The organism is Enterobacter cloacae complex sp.6700776 (assembly GCF_048284255.1).
Classification (GTDB): Bacteria; Pseudomonadota; Gammaproteobacteria; order Enterobacterales; family Enterobacteriaceae; genus Enterobacter; species Enterobacter intestinihominis.
On the sequence record NZ_JBLVYK010000032.1, the window covers coordinates 1 to 17,725 of the forward strand.

Here is a 17,725-nt window from a genome sequence, read left to right on the forward strand (position 1 = left end):
ATCCCCTGGGCGAAATGCGCCTGGTAAGCAGAGTTTTTGAAATGTAAGGCCTTTGAATAAGACAAAAGGCTGCCTCATCGCTAACTTTGCAACAGTGCCGCGCGACGAGCAGCAGCACCAGGAGCAGAAGCACGTCGAGAAAAAGCAACAGCAGATCGAGCAGCGCCCACGGCGGGCCGCTCGCATCGGATAAGTCGAAAAATCCGGCTAAAGTGGCCGAGCTGCACATCAGGCCGCGCGGTTTTCCTCCCTGATCGCCGGCGCGGTTTCTTCCTCCCTGAACCGCATGCAGACTTGCCGCCTCGGACACCCCGAGGCGGTTTTTTTTCGCCTCGCTCGAGCATCGCCGCATCCGACGATGCCGAGACGACCAGGCCGCGCACGTCGAGCTGCAGCATCGCCATTGCCGACGATGGCACCAGGTCGCCGGCGGTGGCCACCGACCTCGAGCTCGCATCGCCACATCCGACGATGCGCGCCGGCGTCGACCATCGCCAGGTCTGACGATGGCGGCCGCCCTGCCCTGGATCTCGCATCGCCATTTCTGGCGATGAGATCCACGGAGCGGCCATTTAGACCCGCCAATAACGACCCGGCCAAGATAAATCGCATGACGGCCTTTTTGGCCGGGGGTAGCTGTCGTTTTCAGAAGACGGCTGCACTGAACGTCAGAAGCCGACTGCACTATAGCAGCGGAGGGGTTGGATCCATCAGGCAACGACGGGCTGCTGCCGGCCATCAGCGGACGCAGGGAGGACTTTCCGCAACCGGCCGTTCGATGCGGCACCGATGGCCTTCGCGCAGGGGTAGTGAATCCGCCAGGATTGACTTGCGCTGCCCTACCTCTCACTAGTGAGGGGCGGCAGCGCATCAAGCGGTGAGCGCACTCCGGCACCGCCAACTTTCAGCACATGCGTGTAAATCATCGTCGTAGAGACGTCGGAATGGCCGAGCAGATCCTGCACGGTTCGAATGTCGTAACCGCTGCGGAGCAAGGCCGTCGCGAACGAGTGGCGGAGGGTGTGCGGTGTGGCGGGCTTCGTGATGCCTGCTTGTTCTACGGCACGTTTGAAGGCGCGCTGAAAGGTCTGGTCATACATGTGATGGCGACGCACGACACCGCTCCGTGGATCGGTCGAATGCGTGTGCTGCGCAAAAACCCAGAACCACGGCCAGGAATGCCCGGCGCGCGGATACTTCCGCTCAAGGGCGTCGGGAAGCGCAACGCCGCTGCGGCCCTCGGCCTGGTCCTTCAGCCACCATGCCCGTGCACGCGACAGCTGCTCGCGCAGGCTGGGTGCCAAGCTCTCGGGTAACATCAAGGCCCGATCCTTGGAGCCCTTGCCCTCCCGCACGATGATCGTGCCGTGATCGAAATCCAGATCCTTGACCCGCAGTTGCAAACCCTCACTGATCCGCATGCCCGTTCCATACAGAAGCTGGGCGAACAAACGATGCTCGCCTTCCAGAAAACCGAGGATGCGAACCACTTCATCCGGGGTCAGCACCACCGGCAAGCGCCGCGACGGCCGAGGTCTTCCGATCTCCTGAAGCCAGGGCAGATCCGTGCACAGCACCTTGCCGTAGAAGAACAGCAAGGCCGCCAATGCCTGACGATGCGTGGAGACCGAAACCTTGCGCTCGTTCGCCAGCCAGGACAGAAATGCCTCGACTTCGCTGCTGCCCAAGGTTGCCGGGTGACGCACACCGTGGAAACGGATGAAGGCACGAACCCAGTGGACATAAGCCTGTTCGGTTCGTAAGCTGTAATGCAAGTAGCGTATGCGCTCACGCAACTGGTCCAGAACCTTGACCGAACGCAGCGGTGGTAACGGCGCAGTGGCGGTTTTCATGGCTTGTTATGACTGTTTTTTTGTACAGTCTATGCCTCGGGCATCCAAGCAGCAAGCGCGTTACGCCGTGGGTCGATGTTTGATGTTATGGAGCAGCAACGATGTTACGCAGCAGGGCAGTCGCCCTAAAACAAAGTTAGGCCCGCACGGAATCAACATCTCATGTCCGCCAACAATGCCGCAATAGTTCTACGAGTCATGGCCGAGAACGATCTGCCAATGCTCCATGCTTGGCTGAACCGCCCCCACATAGTCGAGTGGTGGGGCGGCGAGGATGAACGCCCAACTCTTGACGAAGTCTTAGAACACTATTCGCCCGAAGTTCTGGCAAAGCAAGCTGTAGTGCCTTACATCGCAATGCTAGATGACGAACCCATCGGCTACGCCCAATCCTACATCGCACTTGGAAGTGGCGATGGATGGTGGGAAGACGAAACTGATCCAGGGGTCCGCGGGATTGACCAGTCTTTGGCTAATCCATCACAGTTAAACAAGGGGTTGGGTACAAAGCTCGTACGCTCGCTCGTTGAACTCCTGTTTAGCGACCCGGCCGTAACGAAAATCCAAACCGATCCATCTCCTAGCAACCATCGCGCCATTCGCTGCTACGAGAAGGCCGGGTTCGTTCAAGAAAAAAACATCCTCACACCTGACGGCCCTGCGGTGTACATGGTCCAAACACGCCAGGCGTTCGAAAGCCTGCGCACTGTTCAAAGCTTCAAAATCAAGGGGAAGTGGTCATGAATGGCTGCACCATCTCTACCAACTGGTATCTCGGCGTGTTCTCATCTGCCTTCGCATCTGTCGTCAGCCTAACCGGGCGTTCAACCGGACATCAACGTGCTGCGCACGTTGATGTCGGTTAACTGGGGCGTTATGCTCTGTGAGCCTGGTTATTGGCGAAGCGAAAGTATGACGATTTCAGCAATAAACGCAAAAGGATAAAAAAATGACATGGAGAACGACCAGAACACTTTTACAGCCTCAAAAGCTGGAGTTCAATGAGTTTGAGATTCTTAATCCCGTAGTTGAGGGCGCCCGAATTGTCGGCATTGGCGAGGGTGCTCACTTTGTCGCGGAGTTCTCACTGGCTAGAGCTAGTCTTATTCGCTATTTTGTCGAGAGGCATGATTTTAACCCACATTTCCCAAGTAAGGCGCTGATTTCGCTGTCCTGACCATTATATTTCCTATATAAAACATGGTGTTGAAGGCTGCGAGGGGCGCGTTTCATGGATCACCCAGAGGGTGCGGGCTTGCAACGGGCAGATCGGGTGGATTTCGACCCTCGCGTGCGGCTGGAATTTCGCGGCACGCAGCTCAGTTCCGACGGCGGCCTTCTGGTGATGCGCGAGCTTGATGACGCGCTCGGGTTGTCCGATTTGGCGTCAGCGGCGCTGCGCGATACTCGCTCTGGCAAGAACACGGTCCATCGGCTCGACGGCCTGTTCCGGCAATCAGTCTTTGGGCGGCTGGCCGGATACGAGGATGTCAACGACGCCAACCGTCTCGCCTGCGATCCGGTCATGCGCCAAGTTGTCGGCGGCAGAGCGGTCGATGCACAAGCGGCCTCGGCATCGCAGATGGGACGGTTCGAGACCGAGACGCTGGCTCTGGCCGGGAACCGTGCCGCGCTGGCCGACCTGAACGGGCAATGGATCGACCGGTTCCATGACCGTAACGGGCTGAAGTACATCGTTCTGGACATGGACAGCTCGGTCAGCCCGACCCATGGCGACCAGGAAGGGTCCGCCTGGAATGGCCATTTCGACTGTAGCTGCTATCACCCCAACTTTCTGTTCAACCAGTTCGGGATGCTGGAACGCTGCGCCCTGCGCCATGGCAACGTCCACAGCGCCGATGGCTGGCGTGATGTTCTCGACCCCGTAATTGCGCGCTACGCGGAGCGCGACCTTGGTGGCAGGTTCTTCCGGGCCGATGCTGCCTACGCGATCCCGGCGATCTATGAGCGATTGGAAGAAGCGCGGTTCTTCTACGCCATCCGGCTGCCCGCAAACGCGGTCCTCAAGGACAAGATCGCGCATCGGCTAACGCGCCCTGTCGGGCGGCCGTCACTGACCAAGGTCAAGCGGTTCTTCGAGGAATTCGAGTATCAGGCGGCGTCCTGGGACAAGGAACGCCGGGTGATCGCCAAGATCGAATGGCATCCGGGCGAACTGTTCCCGCGTGTCGGCTTCATCGTCACCAACCTGCCGATGGAGCCGGACTGGGTGGTGCGGTTCTACAACCAGCGCGGCACCGCCGAGCAGCACATCAAAGAGGGCAAATACGCCTTTCGCTGGACGCGGCTGTCGTGCCGGAAGTTCCGCGACAATGAGGTGCGGCTGCAACTGCACGCCCTGGCGTACAACCTGGCCACCTTCTTGCGCTGCATCGAGCTGCCCGAGGCCATGGCCGACTGGTCGTTGACCAGCCTGCAACTGAAGCTGATCAAGATCGGGGCACGTGTGGTCCGTCACGCCCGCACCATCACCTTCCAGCTGGCCGAGGTCGCTGTCACCGGCACGATGGTACGCGCCATCCTCGCCGCTATCCGCCGATTGCGAGCGCCACCGCTATGCGCATGATCGCGATCCACGCTCAAACTGAACGAAAGCGGCTGGACAGATCTGTCCGCTGCGCTGAAAAACGCCGCCCCTGGGCAAGGAAACAGCGGCTTCGCGGTCTGATCCGTCCAGATCCAGCAGTCTGCGCGACCGCAGGTGCCGCTTGCGGCAGAAAATCCTTGTCTAGCGCTCGGATACAGGCTATCTTCACCTCAAACGACACGCCACTTGGGGAATGCAGGATATAGAGGATGGCAGCGGAATGAACACAAGGGAAACAATTGCGGCGGACCTTTCACGGCTGGGTGTCCAATCCGGCGCTCTCGTCATGGTTCACGCATCGCTGAAGGCGATCGGCCCCGTCGATGGAGGCGCAGCATCGATAGTGTCTGCCCTGCTCGATGCCGTCGGCCCCACTGGAAGCTTGATGGGATACGCCTCGTGGGACCGGTCGCCTTACGAAGAAACGCTCAATGGCGCACGGATGGATGCGGAACTGCGCCACCGATGGCCGCCGTTCGATCCAGCCATATCAGGCACGTATCGCGGCTTCGGCCTGCTCAACCGGTTCCTCCTCCAGACACCCGGCGCCCGGCGCAGCGCGCACCCGGATGCCTCGATGGTCGCGGTAGGGCCTCTGGCCGGCACTCTGACGCGGCCTCACGAACTTGGGCAGGCTTTCGGACCTGGATCGCCGCTGGAGCGTTTCGTCGAGCGTGCCGGAAAGGTTCTGTTGCTCGGAGCCCCGCTCGATTCCGTTACCGTCCTGCACTACGCCGAGGCCATTGCCCGCATCCCGAACAAGCGACGCGTGAGCTACGAAATGCCGATCCGCAGCGAGGACGGCGGAGTGAGATGGAAACGCGCCGAGGATTTCGACTCCAACGGCATTCTCGATTGTTTCGCTATCGAAGGAGAGCCGGACGCCGTCGAGACAATTACCAATGCCTATGTGGAGCTGCGACGCCATCGGGAGGGCTTGGTCGGTCAGGCGCACTGCTACTTGTTCGAAGCGCGGGATATCGTTTCGTTCGGTGTCGACTATCTTCAACGGCACTTTGGCTCGCCCTGATCCGACGCATGGCATGCGGGATGCTCGCCCGCACCCTATCAACGACTATGTATCCAGGGTGCGCCCCGCCGAAAATACGGGCCCCGCGACACTGTGAACAGAAGCGCTTAACATCAAGGGGGACTCTATGTCTGCTACCGCAACCATGTTTGCCCAGTCGTTCTTCCATGGAACCAAAGCCGCTCTTGCACCCGGTGATCTGATCGCCGTCGGTTATCGATCGAATTTCACAGACGCGAAATCCCTGTCGTGGGTGTATTTTACAGGCACGCTCGATGCGGCGATCTGGGGCGCCGAATTGGCGGGTGGCAGCGGAACGGAACGAATTTATGTCGTCGAACCGACCGGCGCCATCGAGGAGGATCCGAACCTGACGGATAAGAAGTTCCCGGGTAACCCGACCCTGTCTTATCGCTCCCGCGATCCATTGCGCGTAATTGCTGAAGTGACGAAGTGGCAAGCACACACGGCCCAGCGGCTGCGGGAAATGAAGGAGGGCCTGGCGCGTCTGAACGCAGAAGGTGCCGAGATCATCGATTAACGTCGCCTGCCGGCAGTGCCATCATGGCGCATGGAACCGACTGTAGCCGATGACCGCACTGGTCTTTATTCGCGTCGCGGATGCCACAAATTGCTTAGCCCACTCGCCGCCTGGGGCCGATTTTCGCCCCTCGCCTTGAAGGGATTCCGAGTAGAATCCCGTGGCCATTGTTAATTAAGCAAGCGCGTTAATTAACAAATATGATCTCCGCATCGCAACCGTACCTCTCGGTCAGGTTAAACGTGTCCAGGCTGGCAAGCACTTCGGCGCTTTGCCAGTTCATGCTGGCAATCGTGCCTACGCAATGATGGGCGGCATCGTCGTGGGAACGGCGCTGACGATTCTCTTCCTACGGGCCCTCTATGTCGCCTGGTTCTGGATCCCGCGTGAAGTCGAGCAAACTGATTAATATGCACGACTTCGATCAGTTGGTGCCGTTAATTTCACCAAATGCGATATTCTGGTTCAATGACGGATCATTTTGTGGACTGAAGCAGATACGGCAAGCCTTTGAGGAAACCTGGAAAAAATTTCCTCTTGAAAATTATTGGTTAGAAAACCTGGAGTGGGTTGCCCAGTCGAAAGATTGTGCCGGATGCACCTATCACTTCCGGTGGAGGGCAATTTTAAATGGTAGCGCTCTGGAAGGCGGTGGGCGAGGAACAACTATCCTTCGTAGAGAAGCGAATGTCTGGAAGATCACTCACGAACATCTGAGCCAGTTCCCTAAACAAGACCCCAAGGGCCGACAGCTGCCGAGTAGATCGCTCGGATTGCGCCAAAAGCGGTCATGAGAGAAATGCCGCGACCTCAATGGTCGCGGCTGGCAGTTATGCAACGTCCTGTAACTGGGCCTCTCCATTGTGGAGGAAGCATGCTTAATGCGATTGGTTTGGAATGTGGGGCGATTCAGGCATCCCGGCTATCTGAATGGCTCAACTCAACAGCCGGTGCTCATGAACTTGAGCGATTTTCGGATACCCTGACCTTTTCTTTGTATGGCTCAGTGCTGATTTGGGTTAAATCATATCTACGCGAATCAGGAAGAAAACTGCAGTTAGTCGGAATCGATTTACCCAACACCTTGAATCCAAGGGACGACCTAGCGCAATTGGCCGAAATTATCCAGGTCATCGACCACCTCATGAAACCCCACGTTGATGCGCTGACTCAGTTGTTGACGTCCATTGATGGCCAGTCGGCGGTTATTTCATCGGCAAAATGGGGGGAGTTGGAAACGGCTCAGCAGGAGAAAGCTATCTCAGGGGTAACCAGATTGAAGCTCCGTTTGGCGTCGCTTGCCCCTGTCCTGAAAAATCACGTCAACAGCGATTTTTTCCGAAAAGCCTCTGATCGAATAGAGTCGATAGAGTATACGTTGGAAACCTTGCGTGTAATGAAAGCTTTCTTCGATGGTACCTCTCTTGAGGGAGATACTTCCGTACGTGACTCGTATATGGCGGGCGTGGTGGATGGAATGGTTCGAGCGAATCCGGATGTAAGGATAATTCTGCTGGCGCACAACAATCATTTACAAAAAACTCCAGTTTCCTTTTCAGGCGAGCTTACGGCTGTTCCCATGGGACAGCATCTCGCAGAGAGGGAGGAGGGGGATTACCGTGCGATTGCATTCACCCATCTTGGACTCACCGTGCCGGAAATGCATTTCCCATCGCCCGACAGTCCTCTTGGATTCTCTGTTGTGACCACGCCTGCCGATGCAATCCGTGAGGATAGTGTGGAACAGTATGTCATCGATGCCTGTGGTAAGGAGGATTCATGCCTGACATTGACAGATGACCCCATGGAAGCAAAGCGAATGCGGTCCCAAAGCGCCTCTGTAGAAACGAATTTGAGCGAGGCATTTGATGCCATCGTCTGCGTTCCCAGCGCCGGCAAGGACAGCCTGGTTGCCCTATAGGAAACCAGAAATGAAATGAAGGAGCATAACCTGCCAATCCACCGGACGGTTTTCAACCGCCGGTGATCAGCGCGTTAGATGCACTAAGCACATAATTGCTCACAGCCAAACTATCAGGTCAAGTCTGCTTTTATTATTTTTAAGCGTGCATAATAAGCCCTACACAAATTGGGAGATATATCATGAAAGGCTGGCTTTTTCTTGTTATCGCAATAGTTGGCGAAGTAATCGCAACATCCGCATTAAAATCTAGCGAGGGCTTTACTAAGCTTGCCCCTTCCGCCGTTGTCATAATCGGTTATGGCATCGCATTTTATTTTCTTTCTCTGGTTCTGAAATCCATCCCTGTCGGTGTTGCTTATGCAGTCTGGTCGGGACTCGGCGTCGTCATAATTACAGCCATTGCCTGGTTGCTTCATGGGCAAAAGCTTGATGCGTGGGGCTTTGTAGGTATGGGGCTCATAATTGCTGCCTTTTTGCTCGCCCGATCCCCATCGTGGAAGTCGCTGCGGAGGCCGACGCCATGGTGACGGTGTTCGGCATTCTGAATCTCACCGAGGACTCCTTCTTCGATGAGAGCCGGCGGCTAGACCCCGCCGGCGCTGTCACCGCGGCGATCGAAATGCTGCGAGTCGGATCAGACGTCGTGGATGTCGGACCGGCCGCCAGCCATCCGGACGCGAGGCCTGTATCGCCGGCCGATGAGATCAGACGTATTGCGCCGCTCTTAGACGCCCTGTCCGATCAGATGCACCGTGTTTCAATCGACAGCTTCCAACCGGAAACCCAGCGCTATGCGCTCAAGCGCGGCGTGGGCTACCTGAACGATATCCAAGGATTTCCTGACCCTGCGCTCTATCCCGATATTGCTGAGGCGGACTGCAGGCTGGTGGTTATGCACTCAGCGCAGCGGGATGGCATCGCCACCCGCACCGGTCACCTTCGACCCGAAGACGCGCTCGACGAGATTGTGCGGTTCTTCGAGGCGCGGGTTTCCGCCTTGCGACGGAGCGGGGTCGCTGCCGACCGGCTCATCCTCGATCCGGGGATGGGATTTTTCTTGAGCCCCGCACCGGAAACATCGCTGCACGTGCTGTCGAACCTTCAAAAGCTGAAGTCGGCGTTGGGGCTTCCGCTATTGGTCTCGGTGTCGCGGAAATCCTTCTTGGGCGCCACCGTTGGCCTTCCTGTAAAGGATCTGGGTCCAGCGAGCCTTGCGGCGGAACTTCACGCGATCGGCAATGGCGCTGACTACGTCCGCACCCACGCGCCTGGAGATCTGCGAAGCGCAATCACCTTCTCGGAAACCCTCGCGAAATTTCGCAGTCGCGACGCCAGAGACCGAGGGTTAGATCATGCCTAGCATTCACCTTCCGGCCGCCCGCTAAATATCTCCTTTTGGGTTGTTAATAAAACATCCAATAAGTTGACTGTGCGTGAAAAAGAAAGTTTTGTGTGATGGCGTTGAAGATCGCACCGTTAAGCTCTTATGTGGGATGGTGCAGAGCTCGACGACTACCGATAAAACGCAACCGCCGCAAACAGACAAGAAAAAGCCCCAACTGATAACAGTTGGGGCTTCAGTATTGTGATTGGTGGAGCAATAGCACCCTGAACCCAAAACCTTCTCGCTCAACCGGTAGTGGCTGATAACAACTCGTGAGGGCTATTGCGGGTTAAGCATTTAGCGATGTCTAGGGCCAGACTGGACGTCTGAACGCAAGCCGCTGATACTGTACATAACCACAGTATCAGCGGAGGATACCCATGTCGCTGGCAAGGAACGCCACGGCGAGTCAATCGCCCACTCAAACAAACGGTTACGAACGCCACCAACCCGACCAGACGCTGCTCTACCAGCTGGTTGAGCAGCACTACCCAGCCTTCAAAGCCTCACTCGAAGCCCAAGGTCAACACCTGCCTCGCTACATCCAACAAGAATTCAACGACCTCCTCCAATGTGGCCGTCTGGAGTATGGTTTCATGCGGGTTCGCTGCGAGGATTGTCATCACGAGCGTCTGGTCGCCTTCAGCTGTAAACGACGCGGCTTTTGCCCTAGCTGCGGTGCCCGCCGGATGGCCGAGAGTGCGGCGCTGCTGATAGACGAAGTCTTCCCCAAGGAGCCCATTCGCCAGTGGGTGCTCAGCTTTCCTTTCCAGCTACGCTTTTTGCTGGCTCGCCATCCCCAGCTGATGGGCCAGGTCTTGAGTATCGTCTATCGTACACTCTCAACTCATCTGATCAAAAAAGCCGGTTACACCAAAGCCTCTGCACAAACTGGCTCAGTGACTCTTATCCAACGCTTTGGCTCCGCGCTAAATCTCAATGTCCACTACCACATGCTGTTTCTCGATGGTGTCTATGCCGAAGATGACTATGGCAAGCAACGCTTCCATCGTGTCAAGGCACCCACTTACGATGAGCTGAATACGCTCGCTCACACCCTCAGCCATCGCATCGCTCGCTGCATGGAAAAGCGTGGGATTTTGGAGCGTGATGCCGAGAATACGTGGTTGACACTGGAAGAGGGCGAAGACGATACGCTGACTCAATTACATGGTGCTTCGGTTACGTATCGCATTGCCGTCGGCCCCCAGCAAGGGCGCAAAGTCTTCACCCTGCAAACCTTGCCAGGGCGTGAGGATAAAGCCGACTCAAGCAGTCGAGTAGCCAACCATGCTGGTTTCTCGCTACACGCCGGTGTGATGGCCGAAGCGCATCAGCGGGATAAGCTTGAGCGCTTGTGTCGCTACATTAGTCGGCCAGCGGTTTCAGAAAAACGTCTGGCATTAACCGCCAATGGGCAGGTGCGTTACGAGCTCAAAACTCCGTACCGCAATGGCACCACCCATGTGATCTTCGAGCCGCTGGACTTCATCGCCAAACTCGCTGCGTTGGTACCTAAGCCGCGAGTCAACCTCACACGCTTCCACGGCGTCTTTGCACCGAACAGCAAACACCGAGTTCAAGTAACACCCGCCAAGCGGGGCAAGAAGCCCGACAAATCGGAAGGTCTCGATACTAACTGGCGTGACAAGAGTCCTGCAGAGCGCCACCGCGCCATGACCTGGATGCAACGCCTCAAGCGAGTCTTCAATATTGATATTGAAGTCTGCGAACACTGCGGCGGTCACGTCAAAGTGATTGCCAGCATCGAAGATCCGAAGGTCATTGAGCAGATTCTCAAGCATCTGAAACAGAAAACAGCCAAGGCGAATGCCGCCAAGCAGCGTGAGCTGCCACCAGAACGAGCGCCGCCACTGACTCCCAGCCTGTTCGATCCATCACAGAGTCGTCTCTTTGACTGACGACCCCAAATCCAACACTGCTCAACACTGCCAACTTTTAAACGGGGCGGTGGGGCAGTTTGTATCTCTCGAGCTATCAGGCTAGAGATTTTACCGCCAAATCGAACCTTATTAGAGCGGTTTAGGCTGGACCGGCAGTTAAAATTGGGGCTTGAGCGGTAAACGAGTGAGGGAATTTCAGGTAAGATACTTCGGATGAGGAGCAAAAAGGTGGTTTATACTTCCTATACCCAGTAGTGTTCCCCTGTCGGTTTGGTTGGGGTCGATGCCCCACTTTGGGCGCGGCGTTGGGCGCCGCAAGATGAAAGCTCTGTGTGAAGGCTTGGATATTAAGACCTTGGATGATTTCAATGCCATCACCGAAGAGCAGATCGTTAGCGTCGACAAATTCAGCTACAAAACTGCCGCAAAAGTGCTTGCAGGTATGGCTGAACATGCCGAGCTATTCAACAAGATTCAATCAATCATCGGGTTCAAACAGCAGGTCACTTCGGGGGATCGTTTTACCGGTGAGAAGATCGTGATCACCGGTTTTCGTGACGCGGCCTTGGAGAAGCTGATTGAAGCTGAGGGTGGTGAAGTGCAATCATCAGTCTCGTCGAAGACCACCATGGTGATCGCGGCATCCACTTCCGGATCTTCCGGCAAATTGAAGAAAGTGCACGATCTCAACAACAGCGGAAAGGCAAATATCAAACTGATTGATCTGGCCACCTTCCGTAAGCAATATCTGGAACAACCAGCATCGACTGGTTTGGAGTTTTAATGAGTCACCCACAACTTGAGCTAATAGTCGCTGTGGATTCTAAGTTGGGATTCGGGAAAGGCGGCAAGATTCCATGGAAATGCAAAGAAGACATGGCGCGATTTACGCGGATTTCTAAAGAGATCCGCGTGTGCGTTATGGGGAAACACACGTATACTGACATGCGTGACATGCAGTTAGAAAAGGATGGCGCCGAGGAGCGAATCAAGGAGAAAGGAATTCTCCCCGAACGCGAATCGTTCGTGATCTCCTCGACGTTAAAACAAGAAGATGTCATAGGCGCTACTGTCGTTCCTGATCTTCGTGCTGTGATCAACCTGTATGAGAATACCGATCAACGCATTGCTGTCATTGGTGGGGAGAAGTTGTACATTCAAGCTCTTTCATCAGCAACGAAACTGCACATGACCATAATTCCAAGAGAGTTCGACTGTGATCGATTTATTCCTGTTGATCCGATCCAGAACAATTTTCACATTGATTCCAGTGCCAGCGAGACTGTGGAGGCAACCGTTGATGAGACTCAAGAGCGCATTCACTTTGCTACTTACGTGCGTAACAATCAGTAACGCGCTGGCAGTGGAAGAACAAGAACCAGAAACGAAGCAGACGGTGTTGGCCGTCTGCTTCGAAACATCATTATTGGCTCGAGAACTGATCGAGAATACCATTCTTGCGGACGACATCCAAAACAATACAGAAAAGATAGCTTTGCAGTTGTCGGAGCCCCTCCCCCCAACTTATAATGGGATTATTGCTGGGCTAAACAATGCTGTCGCCATGCGTGGGACAGCAAACGTTGAATCGCCATCAAGAGCATCCACAGATTTACGTGCAGCCGTCATCGGTTTATGGTGTATAAATGACACCATAGCCGCCCTGAATCAGACTGATAATGCAGTCTTACAGGACGGCGAGTTGCAACAAACACTTGTCGATTATTACAACAACTTATTGGCTGACATCGTTTGTCGTTTTCAGAAGACGGCTGCACTGAACGTCAGAAGCCGACTGCACTATAGCAGCGGAGGGGTTGGATCCATCAGGCAACGACGGGCTGCTGCCGGCCATCAGCGGACGCAGGGAGGACTTTCCGCAACCGGCCGTTCGATGCGGCACCGATGGCCTTCGCGCAGGGGTAGTGAATCCGCCAGGATTGACTTGCGCTGCCCTACCTCTCACTAGTGAGGGGCGGCAGCGCATCAAGCGGTGAGCGCACTCCGGCACCGCCAACTTTCAGCACATGCGTGTAAATCATCGTCGTAGAGACGTCGGAATGGCCGAGCAGATCCTGCACGGTTCGAATGTCGTAACCGCTGCGGAGCAAGGCCGTCGCGAACGAGTGGCGGAGGGTGTGCGGTGTGGCGGGCTTCGTGATGCCTGCTTGTTCTACGGCACGTTTGAAGGCGCGCTGAAAGGTCTGGTCATACATGTGATGGCGACGCACGACACCGCTCCGTGGATCGGTCGAATGCGTGTGCTGCGCAAAAACCCAGAACCACGGCCAGGAATGCCCGGCGCGCGGATACTTCCGCTCAAGGGCGTCGGGAAGCGCAACGCCGCTGCGGCCCTCGGCCTGGTCCTTCAGCCACCATGCCCGTGCACGCGACAGCTGCTCGCGCAGGCTGGGTGCCAAGCTCTCGGGTAACATCAAGGCCCGATCCTTGGAGCCCTTGCCCTCCCGCACGATGATCGTGCCGTGATCGAAATCCAGATCCTTGACCCGCAGTTGCAAACCCTCACTGATCCGCATGCCCGTTCCATACAGAAGCTGGGCGAACAAACGATGCTCGCCTTCCAGAAAACCGAGGATGCGAACCACTTCATCCGGGGTCAGCACCACCGGCAAGCGCCGCGACGGCCGAGGTCTTCCGATCTCCTGAAGCCAGGGCAGATCCGTGCACAGCACCTTGCCGTAGAAGAACAGCAAGGCCGCCAATGCCTGACGATGCGTGGAGACCGAAACCTTGCGCTCGTTCGCCAGCCAGGACAGAAATGCCTCGACTTCGCTGCTGCCCAAGGTTGCCGGGTGACGCACACCGTGGAAACGGATGAAGGCACGAACCCAGTGGACATAAGCCTGTTCGGTTCGTAAGCTGTAATGCAAGTAGCGTATGCGCTCACGCAACTGGTCCAGAACCTTGACCGAACGCAGCGGTGGTAACGGCGCAGTGGCGGTTTTCATGGCTTGTTATGACTGTTTTTTTGTACAGTCTATGCCTCGGGCATCAAGGCGAGCTCAGAGACCATGGAAAGCATGTTCTCGGACTTACGTAGCAACTCGTTTCTTTTCGCAGGTTGAGCCACCTCCGCGCTTCATCAGAAAACTGAAGGAACCTCCATTGAATCGAACTAATATTTTTTTTGGTGAATCGCATTCTGACTGGTTGCCTGTCAGAGGCGGAGAATCTGGTGATTTTGTTTTTCGACGTGGTGACGGGCATGCCTTCGCGAAAATCGCACCTGCTTCCCGCCGCGGTGAGCTCGCTGGAGAGCGTGACCGCCTCATTTGGCTCAAAGGTCGAGGTGTGGCTTGCCCCGAGGTGATCAACTGGCAGGAGGAACAGGAGGGTGCATGCTTGGTGATAACGGCAATTCCGGGAGTACCGGCGGCTGATCTGTCTGGAGCGGATTTGCTCAAAGCGTGGCCGTCAATGGGGCAGCAACTTGGCGCTGTTCACAGCCTATCGGTTGATCAATGTCCGTTTGAGCGCAGGCTGTCGCGAATGTTCGGACGCGCCGTTGATGTGGTGTCCCGCAATGCCGTCAATCCCGACTTCTTACCGGACGAGGACAAGAGTACGCCGCAGCTCGATCTTTTGGCTCGTGTCGAACGAGAGCTACCGGTGCGGCTCGACCAAGAGCGCACCGATATGGTTGTTTGCCATGGTGATCCCTGCATGCCGAACTTCATGGTGGACCCTAAAACTCTTCAATGCACGGGTCTGATCGACCTTGGGCGGCTCGGAACAGCAGATCGCTATGCCGATTTGGCACTCATGATTGCTAACGCCGAAGAGAACTGGGCAGCGCCAGATGAAGCAGAGCGCGCCTTCGCTGTCCTATTCAATGTATTGGGGATCGAAGCCCCCGACCGCGAACGCCTTGCCTTCTATCTGCGATTGGACCCTCTGACTTGGGGTTGATGTTCATGCCGCCTGTTTTTCCTGCTCATTGGCACGTTTCGCAACCTGTTCTCATTGCGGACACCTTTTCCAGCCTCGTTTGGAAAGTTTCATTGCCAGACGGGACTCCTGCAATCGTCAAGGGATTGAAACCTATAGAAGACATTGCTGATGAACTGCGCGGGGCCGACTATCTGGTATGGCGCAATGGGAGGGGAGCAGTCCGGTTGCTCGGTCGTGAGAACAATCTGATGTTGCTCGAATATGCCGGGGAGCGAATGCTCTCTCACATCGTTGCCGAGCACGGCGACTACCAGGCGACCGAAATTGCAGCGGAACTAATGGCGAAGCTGTATGCCGCATCTGAGGAACCCCTGCCTTCTGCCCTTCTCCCGATCCGGGATCGCTTTGCAGCTTTGTTTCAGCGGGCGCGCGATGATCAAAACGCAGGTTGTCAAACTGACTACGTCCACGCGGCGATTATAGCCGATCAAATGATGAGCAATGCCTCGGAACTGCGTGGGCTACATGGCGATCTGCATCATGAAAACATCATGTTCTCCAGTCGCGGCTGGCTGGTGATAGATCCCGTCGGTCTGGTCGGTGAAGTGGGCTTTGGCGCCGCCAATATGTTCTACGATCCGGCTGACAGAGACGACCTTTGTCTCGATCCTAGACGCATTGCACAGATGGCGGACGCATTCTCTCGTGCGCTGGACGTCGATCCGCGTCGCCTGCTCGACCAGGCGTACGCTTATGGGTGCCTTTCCGCAGCTTGGAACGCGGATGGAGAAGAGGAGCAACGCGATCTAGCTATCGCGGCCGCGATCAAGCAGGTGCGACAGACGTCATACTAGATATCAAGCGACTTCTCCTATCCCCTGGGAACACATCAATCTTACCGGAGAATATCGTTGGCCAAAGCCTTAGCGTAGGATTTCGCCCTCTCCCGCAAACGACCCCTAAAAGCCGTTTCCTCTGTATAAAAGATCAGCTAAATTATGTGTATTGCACAATACATATATGTGAGGTTAGCAGTGAATTTGCCTACGCCCGAAACCTACGATGAACTTCAGAGAGCCTACGATTTTTTCAATGAGAAGCTATTCAGCAACGAGCTGCCGCCATGCCTGATAACGTTGCAGCGTGAGAAGCGAACGTATGGCTATTGTTCCTTTAAGCGTTTCGTCGGCCGTGAGAGTGGGTACACGGTAGACGAGATCGCTATGAATCCGGTGTATTTCTCGATCAGAACCATAAAGGCCACGCTTTCAACACTGGTGCATGAGATGGTTCATCAGTGGCAATTCCATTTTGGCGAGCCTGGCCGCCGTGGCTATCACAACAAACAGTGGGCGGCCCGGATGGAACGGGTAGGACTAATGCCTTCTGATACCGGCGAACCGGGAGGCAGGAAAGTGGGCCAGAGCATGACCCATTATATTATTGCCGGTGGCCCTTTCGATATGGCCTGTGATGAACTGCTGACAGGCCATTTCCAGCTTTCCTGGATGGACAGGTTTCCGCCTTACCAGCCTAAGCCTGGCGCTGTGCTAAGCCCTACAGGAAAAGGCTATATTGACGACGAGGAAGATGATAGCGAACACGAACAGGAGGTGGAGGAAGGGCGCGACCCGGTTGAACTCGACGACGAGATCATAGAGGCCATGCGATTTGTAACCCCACCGCCTGAAGCACCGGTGAACAAAACAAACCGGGAAAAGTACAGCTGCCCGGTGTGTCATATCAATCTCTGGGGTAAACCGGGGATAGTGGTTTACTGTGGTGGCGAGCACTGTAATAAAGCCGCGTTAGTAGTCTTAAAATAAAGTCCTTTCGGACTTTATTTTTTTTCCATTTCCGAGGTCGTGATGTTATTAATGCTGTACTTCGCGGCTTCTTTTAAAACAGTTTCAGCAAGGCTTGCTGGTATCCAGACCTGAACTAATTTTAATGGTTCGCCGTTCTCGGCTTTAAGAGTGGTGTTCTGGTACAAATCCCAGATTCGCTTAACGGTGCTGGAAATGTTTTGCTTGGAACGGCCTACTCGCGTGGCTACGTCTGATGATTTCTCACCTTTGACAAGCACGGAATAGCCAATATCTGTTGTGATGTGTGCAAAGGAAGCCATTTGCGGCAGCAGCTGTTTCCATTCTGTTTCTGAAATTCTGTTTTTCTGAGCCATCTGTGGCGCCTCCGTAGTTTTGGTTACAGAAAGGATATACTCAGAATAAACAGGGGGTCAATACAAGTACGATTTTTATAAACTTTATTTTATTTGAGGGTGAGGCCCGGTGCGGCAGCAGCGCGGGCCTCGATGGTGCCGCGAAGGTGCTGGCGCCATGCTCGGATTAAAACATGAACCGTGAAGAACTGCGAAACTTGTTTTCGCGGTTCTGAGGGGTTGACCGAGCCGCGAAGCGGCGCTGGTAAGCGATGATATGCACATATCCACAGGCATATTTTTAAAAGGGGCACTGTTGCAAAGTTAGCGATGAGGCAGCCTTTTGTCTTATTCAAAGGCCTTACATTTCAAAAACTCTGCTTACCAGGCGCATTTCGCCCAGGGGAT

19 protein-coding genes and 2 pseudogenes are annotated in these 17,725 nt (G+C 55.4%); 17 read left to right on the plus strand and 4 right to left on the minus strand.

Features of this window, described 5'->3' with window-relative positions; all coding sequences use genetic code 11:
• Together ACNQ0T_RS22505 and intI1 (ACNQ0T_RS22510) are read right to left on the minus strand one after the other, a co-directional pair.
• Nucleotides 1-310 (minus strand): hypothetical protein (locus ACNQ0T_RS22505; protein WP_203547261.1); only part of this gene is annotated, 310 nt, incomplete at its 3' end.
• A gap of 529 nt (nucleotides 311-839) precedes the next feature.
• On the minus strand, nucleotides 840-1,853 hold the full coding sequence (gene intI1, locus ACNQ0T_RS22510) for a class 1 integron integrase IntI1 (RefSeq protein ID WP_000845048.1): 1,014 nt from the start codon (nucleotides 1,851-1,853) through the stop codon (nucleotides 840-842).
• A gap of 162 nt (nucleotides 1,854-2,015) precedes the next feature.
• On the opposite strand from intI1 (ACNQ0T_RS22510), the gene aac(6')-IIc reads away from it, so the two are divergent.
• The 14 genes and pseudogenes from aac(6')-IIc (at nucleotide 2,016) to ACNQ0T_RS22580 (ending at nucleotide 13,213) form a co-directional block, all read left to right on the plus strand.
• Nucleotides 2,016-2,597 carry an aminoglycoside N-acetyltransferase AAC(6')-IIc gene (gene aac(6')-IIc / locus ACNQ0T_RS22515; protein WP_012695484.1) on the plus strand — a complete coding sequence of 194 codons (582 nt, stop codon included), beginning with the start codon at nucleotides 2,016-2,018 and terminating at the stop codon, nucleotides 2,595-2,597.
• Complete coding sequence (locus ACNQ0T_RS22520; protein WP_022646489.1) at nucleotides 2,594-2,719, plus strand: hypothetical protein; 126 nt, start codon at nucleotides 2,594-2,596, stop codon at nucleotides 2,717-2,719. Before aac(6')-IIc ends, ACNQ0T_RS22520 begins: the two co-directional genes overlap by 4 nt.
• An 83-nt stretch (nucleotides 2,720-2,802) precedes the next feature.
• Nucleotides 2,803-2,991, plus strand: a pseudogene (locus ACNQ0T_RS22525) (erythromycin esterase family protein); the annotation flags it as partial.
• Between the two features lie 93 nt (nucleotides 2,992-3,084).
• Nucleotides 3,085-4,440 (plus strand): IS1380-like element IS1247 family transposase, encoded by a 1,356-nt coding sequence (locus ACNQ0T_RS22530; RefSeq protein WP_006473457.1) that lies wholly within the window; start codon nucleotides 3,085-3,087, stop codon nucleotides 4,438-4,440.
• 241 nt (nucleotides 4,441-4,681) lie between these two features.
• Complete coding sequence (gene aac(3)-IIg / locus ACNQ0T_RS22535; protein ID WP_012695485.1) at nucleotides 4,682-5,491, plus strand: aminoglycoside N-acetyltransferase AAC(3)-IIg; 810 nt, start codon at nucleotides 4,682-4,684, stop codon at nucleotides 5,489-5,491.
• 127 nt (nucleotides 5,492-5,618) lie between these two features.
• The gene (gene arr, locus ACNQ0T_RS22540) at nucleotides 5,619-6,032 is read left to right on the plus strand and encodes an NAD(+)--rifampin ADP-ribosyltransferase (protein WP_012695486.1); all 414 of its coding nucleotides are present in this window, start codon (nucleotides 5,619-5,621) and stop codon (nucleotides 6,030-6,032) included.
• A gap of 386 nt (nucleotides 6,033-6,418) precedes the next feature.
• Nucleotides 6,419-6,826 (plus strand): YybH family protein, encoded by a 408-nt coding sequence (locus tag ACNQ0T_RS22545; protein WP_063613390.1) that lies wholly within the window; start codon nucleotides 6,419-6,421, stop codon nucleotides 6,824-6,826.
• A gap of 86 nt (nucleotides 6,827-6,912) precedes the next feature.
• A pseudogene (gene ere(A) / locus ACNQ0T_RS22550) lies at nucleotides 6,913-7,953 on the plus strand (EreA family erythromycin esterase); the annotation flags it as partial.
• 182 nt (nucleotides 7,954-8,135) lie between these two features.
• Nucleotides 8,136-8,483 carry a quaternary ammonium compound efflux SMR transporter QacE delta 1 gene (locus ACNQ0T_RS22555; RefSeq protein ID WP_000679427.1) on the plus strand — a complete coding sequence of 116 codons (348 nt, stop codon included), beginning with the start codon at nucleotides 8,136-8,138 and terminating at the stop codon, nucleotides 8,481-8,483.
• The gene (gene sul1 / locus ACNQ0T_RS22560) at nucleotides 8,477-9,316 is read left to right on the plus strand and encodes a sulfonamide-resistant dihydropteroate synthase Sul1 (protein ID WP_000259031.1); all 840 of its coding nucleotides are present in this window, start codon (nucleotides 8,477-8,479) and stop codon (nucleotides 9,314-9,316) included. The genes ACNQ0T_RS22555 and sul1 overlap by 7 nt, the downstream gene beginning before the upstream one ends.
• Before the next feature lie 404 nt (nucleotides 9,317-9,720).
• Entirely contained in the window at nucleotides 9,721-11,262 is a 1,542-nt protein-coding gene (locus ACNQ0T_RS22565) for an IS91-like element ISCR1 family transposase (protein ID WP_000050481.1), read from the plus strand.
• Between the two features lie 301 nt (nucleotides 11,263-11,563).
• Nucleotides 11,564-12,028, plus strand: coding sequence for a BRCT domain-containing protein (locus ACNQ0T_RS22570; protein WP_000645230.1), 465 nt, complete (start codon nucleotides 11,564-11,566; stop codon nucleotides 12,026-12,028).
• A complete protein-coding gene (dfrA19, locus tag ACNQ0T_RS22575; protein WP_000019304.1) occupies nucleotides 12,028-12,597 on the plus strand; it encodes a trimethoprim-resistant dihydrofolate reductase DfrA19 in 570 nt (189 codons plus the stop codon). Before ACNQ0T_RS22570 ends, dfrA19 begins: the two co-directional genes overlap by 1 nt.
• Nucleotides 12,598-12,607: 10 nt before the next feature.
• Entirely contained in the window at nucleotides 12,608-13,213 is a 606-nt protein-coding gene (locus ACNQ0T_RS22580) for a hypothetical protein (RefSeq protein WP_048228299.1), read from the plus strand.
• On the opposite strand, the gene intI1 (ACNQ0T_RS22585) is transcribed toward ACNQ0T_RS22580, so the two are convergent.
• The gene (gene intI1 / locus ACNQ0T_RS22585) at nucleotides 13,200-14,213 is read right to left on the minus strand and encodes a class 1 integron integrase IntI1 (RefSeq protein WP_000845048.1); all 1,014 of its coding nucleotides are present in this window, start codon (nucleotides 14,211-14,213) and stop codon (nucleotides 13,200-13,202) included. The two genes, ACNQ0T_RS22580 and intI1 (ACNQ0T_RS22585), sit on opposite strands and share 14 nt — an antisense overlap.
• A 157-nt stretch (nucleotides 14,214-14,370) precedes the next feature.
• On the opposite strand from intI1 (ACNQ0T_RS22585), the gene aph(3'')-Ib reads away from it, so the two are divergent.
• The 3 genes from aph(3'')-Ib (at nucleotide 14,371) to ACNQ0T_RS22600 (ending at nucleotide 16,982) form a co-directional block, all read left to right on the plus strand.
• The gene (gene aph(3'')-Ib / locus ACNQ0T_RS22590; RefSeq protein WP_001082319.1) at nucleotides 14,371-15,174 is read left to right on the plus strand and encodes an aminoglycoside O-phosphotransferase APH(3'')-Ib; all 804 of its coding nucleotides are present in this window, start codon (nucleotides 14,371-14,373) and stop codon (nucleotides 15,172-15,174) included.
• Nucleotides 15,174-16,010, plus strand: a complete 837-nt coding sequence (locus tag ACNQ0T_RS22595; RefSeq protein ID WP_000480968.1) for an aminoglycoside O-phosphotransferase APH(6)-Id — start codon at nucleotides 15,174-15,176, stop codon at nucleotides 16,008-16,010. The genes aph(3'')-Ib and ACNQ0T_RS22595 overlap by 1 nt, the downstream gene beginning before the upstream one ends.
• A gap of 180 nt (nucleotides 16,011-16,190) precedes the next feature.
• Nucleotides 16,191-16,982 carry a SprT-like domain-containing protein gene (locus ACNQ0T_RS22600; RefSeq protein ID WP_004248792.1) on the plus strand — a complete coding sequence of 264 codons (792 nt, stop codon included), beginning with the start codon at nucleotides 16,191-16,193 and terminating at the stop codon, nucleotides 16,980-16,982.
• 14 nt (nucleotides 16,983-16,996) lie between these two features.
• Here ACNQ0T_RS22600 and ardK read toward each other — a convergent pair whose 3' ends face one another.
• Nucleotides 16,997-17,338 carry an antirestriction protein ArdAB regulator ArdK gene (gene ardK / locus ACNQ0T_RS22605; RefSeq protein WP_000057569.1) on the minus strand — a complete coding sequence of 114 codons (342 nt, stop codon included), beginning with the start codon at nucleotides 17,336-17,338 and terminating at the stop codon, nucleotides 16,997-16,999.
• Nucleotides 17,339-17,725: the final 387 nt, after the last annotated feature.